This is a genomic window from Lysinibacillus sp. NPDC098008 (assembly GCF_044760715.1).
Lineage (GTDB): Bacteria > Bacillota > Bacilli > Bacillales_A > Planococcaceae > Lysinibacillus.
Map to the genome: position 1 here is coordinate 1 of NZ_JBIWBA010000056.1, position 3,004 is coordinate 3,004.

The 3,004-nt window shown below is 35.6% G+C and carries 3 protein-coding genes; all 3 read left to right on the forward strand.

Translation table 11 applies throughout. The features are described from left to right. Positions 1 to 131: 131 nt before the first annotated feature. Genes ACIQVU_RS20115 through ACIQVU_RS20125 form a run of 3 tightly spaced genes read left to right on the forward strand, consistent with a single transcriptional unit; the run spans position 132 to position 2,943 of the window. A complete protein-coding gene (locus ACIQVU_RS20115) occupies positions 132 to 818 on the forward strand; it encodes a tyrosine-type recombinase/integrase (protein WP_402897011.1) in 687 nt (228 codons plus the stop codon). A gap of 12 nt (positions 819 to 830) precedes the next feature. Then, positions 831 to 1,442, forward strand: a complete 612-nt coding sequence (locus ACIQVU_RS20120; protein WP_402897013.1) for a hypothetical protein — start codon at positions 831 to 833, stop codon at positions 1,440 to 1,442. Next, entirely contained in the window at positions 1,426 to 2,943 is a 1,518-nt protein-coding gene (locus tag ACIQVU_RS20125) for a hypothetical protein (RefSeq protein ID WP_402897015.1), read from the forward strand. Before ACIQVU_RS20120 ends, ACIQVU_RS20125 begins: the two co-directional genes overlap by 17 nt. The last annotated feature ends 61 nt before the right edge of the window (positions 2,944 to 3,004 follow it).

Genomic DNA, 3,004 nt, shown 5'->3' on the forward strand with positions numbered 1-3,004 from the left:
TCCAAGGCTTTATCCAAATGATTAATCAAACACCTGAAAATACGGTGAATAGGCTGTGCTTGAAACTCTAATTTTCTTTCACCGTATATATAGATGAAGTTACAATTGACCATTTAGAAGCATTTCAACAAATGCTTTTGTTAAAACAACTAGCTGTCGCAACGATTAATCGAAAAATACAGAGCGTGAAAAGTTTATTCAAATGGGCATTGTCTAAAAAAATAATCAACAATAATTGTGCCATACATCTTATCCCACTAAAACCTCAAACACATGAACGTCATTATTTAACAGAAGAAAAACTTCAACAATTTTCACAGCACATCACACACCCAACCATTCGAGTTATTGCCCAATTTATTGCCAATACAGGCTTACGAATTAGTGAGTGCACACAGCTATTATTGTCTGATGTGGATTTTGAACAGTGCATTGTGCATGTTCTGCATGGTAAAGGTGATAAATCTCGTGTTGTGCCATTAAATCATCGTACAGTTCTACTATTAAAACAGTATCTTCAAACCATTCGCCCGAAAAATAGCAACTCACTTTATTTTTTTGCACTTGCTAAAACAGGTAGTATCTCACCTCAATATATTAATAGCGTTTTTAAAAAAGCTAGCCATGAAATGCAGCATCCTCAGCTAATTACTTGCCATATTTTACGGCATACATTTGCTAGTAACTTAGTAAAGCATAATGTTCATATTGCCATTATCCAAAAGCTCCTTGGTCATGCCAATGTGCGAACAACTTCTATTTATATGCATACAGATTTTCAGGCGCTTCAGCAAGCCGTTCATTCTTTAGAATCGTAAGGAGGCACAGTTATGCAATATGATGAAAAAACAACAATAATTTTGCAACAGCTTGAGCAAGGAAAAACTCGTCAAGAAATCGCCCAAACTTTCAATCAACAATGGAAATCTATTGATATGCATATGCGTAGACGAGGCTTTCGTTGGGACAAGACCACGCAAATCTATATAAAGCAGTCCAATGCAACACCTTCGACAAAAATACAAGCTCTATTACAAAGCTTAGCAACGAAGCAACCAAACTTTAAAAAAATCGCACAGCAACATGGCTTTCGTACTGTGGAGGAAATGGGTCTTTATATGAAACAGCAGGGCTATATTTGGCATCCTGAGCTTCAAAATTATTATTATGTCTCTACACCTATGCAACAGGAACAATCTTCATCATTAAATGAAACAACATTAATGCAATTTCTTCTTGCTAACCAACAAGCACTTACAGCCCTACTCACAAATGCCACAATCCCTCATACCATTACAACGAATGAACTCACAATCACACTTACCTCCTCACTTTACGCAGCACTACTAGAGCAATGTCAAAAAAGGCAACTAACACCCCAAGCGATTATTGAAATAGCATTAGGGCAATATCTTACTTCTACAGTTGATAAAAGCAATTAACAACACAACTGTTGAAGTAACGTTCCCAGAAGAAGTCGATACTGACGTAAAAGCTAGCGACTTCAGCATCGATGGTTTAGAAATCAAAAATGCAGCAATCAAACAATCAAACAAAAAAGCAGTTGTTTTAACTACGGCATCACAAACTGCTGAAAAAGAATACGTTCTTTCTTATAAAGATGAAGTAATCGGTGGATTCAAAGGTGTAGCTGCTGTTATTCCAACAGCTGTTAAAATGACTGAATTCCAAAATCCAGTTGTTGAGAAAGAAACAACACAAGTTGGTTCTCATAAATCTCAACAAGCTCCACTTGGAACACAAGTAACTTTAAAAGCACAAGTAACAGTTGGAGAAGGTCAATCAAAAGCTAATATTCCTGTTACATTTAACATCATTGATTCATCAAACAAAGAAACTGCTCATGCTTCTTTAAACCAACCAATCATTGCTGAAGCAACAACTGATGAAAACGGTGTAGCTACTTATACGTATACTCGTTATGCTTCAACAGCTTATGAATTAGTAACAGAAGATGAAGTACAAGTTTATGCGACTGGTAACCCAACTGCTCGTGACTTCTCAAAAGTTTACTGGGCTGCTATTCAACCATTAGCTTTAACTGAAGTTACTGAAGGTAATAACTTAAATAATGGTGCGAAAAAAGTTTATAAAGTAAAATTAGCTGGTGGTTCTGGTCAAACAGTAAACGTTGGCTTCTTAGACAATGTAAATGTTACACCTGATAAAGCTAATAAAGGTGTTACTGTAACAGATCCAACTGGTAAAGACTTAGGATACCCTGGTCAATTTACAACTTCTAGCGTAGATGAAACAAATAACAAACAAGTGAAAATTACACTTGATAAAAAAGGTGAAGCTACATTCACATTAACTGGTAGCAGCGAAACAGTTACTCCATTCGTATGGGTTGACCGTAAAGGCGTTAATAATACTGACCCAACAGTTGGTCGTTTTGACAAAACTGAATTAGTAGCATTTGCTCCACCTGTTGCATTCGGTAAAATTCAAAACATGGAGTTAACTTTAACAGCACTAGGAACTTCTAATGCAGCTGCATTCAAAGATGGCGCTGATGCTAAAATTGCAGATAAATTAGGAGCTCAATCAGCTTATACTTATAGCAATGATGTAGTGAATAGTAAAATTACTAAAACAGCTGCTTCTAAATTAGCTGATGATTTAGAAAACACTGGTGGTCGTGATTACAAAGCTGTATTAAAAGATAAAGCTGGTAAATTAGCTCCATCTGGTACAGATGTAAAAGTATCAGTAAAATCAGGTTCTGCGTTAACTACTACTGGTCCAGTATATTTAGTAGATAATAATACAAGCACTGTATATCGTTTAGATAGTTCTAAATCTGAACAAGAATTTACTTTAAAAACAGATTCTAAAGGTGAAGTTTCATTCACTTTAATTGGTAAAAAAGATAGCTATGCTACACCGAGGGCACTGAAAAACTTACATTTTTTACGATGAATTAGTTTTTCAAACAAAAATAAGGCACTTTCCATTCGTTTTTGAATGGAAGGTGCCTTAT

Coding starts and splice junctions, on each gene's coding strand:
- ACIQVU_RS20115 (WP_402897011.1), top strand. CDS start 132: ATGCTTTTGTTAAAACAACTAGCTGTCGCAACGATTAATCGAAAAATA.
- ACIQVU_RS20120 (WP_402897013.1), top strand. CDS start 831: ATGCAATATGATGAAAAAACAACAATAATTTTGCAACAGCTTGAGCAA.